Genomic DNA, 1,479 nt, shown 5'->3' with positions numbered 1-1,479 from the left:
TGAGGGAGTAGGTGCTTTAGTGTCTTTGGAAAGGCAAGGTATGCCTCTGCCACAGAGCCAGTGAGGCGGTTGCCCGAAACTACATAGATAGTGTAGTCGCCACCCTTCTTTTGCACCCTCTCTGGGAGCTGACCCGAAAGGTTGTTGTTGCTAAGGTCTACCCAGAAAAGCTCTGGTTGCTCTGCACCTGCTAGCCCGCTAGGGATAGTTCCCGATAGTCGGTTGCTGCCAAGGTATAGAGTGTGTAGATTGCGAAGCTTGGTGAGGCTTGTTGGAATTTCTCCAGTAAGCTGATTGCGCTCCAGGCTTAGCTGTAGTAGATTCTCGAGCTGACCAAGTGAGCTTGGAATCTCTCCCGATAGGCGGTTGTTGCTCATCCAAAGCTCCTTAAGGCTGGTGAGTTGGCCGATGCTAGCAGGGATATTGCCAGTAAAGTGGTTGTCGCCAAGTGATAGATACTCGAGCTGACCAAGCGAACCAAGACTCTCAGGAAGTACCCCACTAAAGTTACAGCCATAGAGAGCTAGGTACTTGAGGTTGGCAAGGTCGCCGACACTGCTAGGTAGCTCGCCACTCAGGTTTTGGTGAGAGAGATCCAGCACTGTAAGTGACTTAAGGGCACCAATGGTCTTAGGTAGCTCGCCAGTAAGTCGATAGTTATTAGGCTTGTGATCCTTGGCACTCTCCATATTGCCGTCCCAAGTGCAAGTAAGCTCGTATGGGCTAGTGCGTAGGTCGAGGGTATCTAGCTGTGAGAGTTGTCCAATCTTATCAGAAAGGAGACCTGTCAGCGAGGTGTACCCAAGACGCAATGAGCGGAGCGACTTTAGGTCGTAGATGCCATCAGTGATCTCCCCTTTGATCCCACTATTATATTGTAGGTGGAGGGCTTTGAGGGCGGTGAGCTTGCCGATGCTTTGTGGAAGCTCGCCTTGAAGGTTGTTAGCTCCTAGGTAGAGAGCCACCACACGTGGTTGCCCTGCCACCTCTGCTACAGAGACACCTTCCCATTCTGCTACTGGAGCCTCAGATAACCAGCCACTGCTCTTAAACCACTCCTCACCACCAAGGGCTTGGTATAGGTCAATAAGTGCCAGACGGTCACTCTCAAGAGAACCGATAATAGTAGCGTCGTTGGCCACAAGAGTGGTGTTGCTGCTGTTAAGTGCCACAGGAGCATCAAGTGCACTGTTCTTGCAAGAAGAAAGTCCTCCGATTAAGAGGATGGCTGATGCAAGAATCATTGGTGCAAGTTTTTTAGTATTCATACGTTTATAGTTATTAAATGGATAATTACCGTTTGGGATGAGAGTTTGCTTCATTTGGGGAAGCCCCCTCATCACTGCGTGCAAAGATACTATTTTCCTCCTACTTATCCAAGTAATTATACGGCTTCAATCCTGGGTTACGCATTAGAAAGATCTTATCATGAATGACCTCCCCCTCGTGGAAGGTCAGACGGATCATAGCCCCTAGTCG

Annotated in this window: 1 protein-coding gene; it reads right to left on the bottom strand. The window is 49.6% G+C overall.

Features of this window, described 5'->3' with window-relative positions:
- Positions 1 to 1,268, bottom strand: a 1,268-nt coding sequence (locus tag QVO39_RS05950; RefSeq protein ID WP_288171839.1) for a leucine-rich repeat domain-containing protein, incomplete at its 3' end; no start/stop codon positions are given.
- Between the last annotated feature and the right edge of the window lie 211 nt (positions 1,269 to 1,479).

Source organism: Porphyromonas sp. CAG:1061 (genome assembly GCF_000435035.1).
Lineage (GTDB): Bacteria > Bacteroidota > Bacteroidia > Bacteroidales > Porphyromonadaceae > Porphyromonas_A > Porphyromonas_A somerae.
The sequence above is the reverse complement of the archived record's forward strand: the minus strand, read 5'-3'. Positions and strand labels throughout refer to the sequence as shown.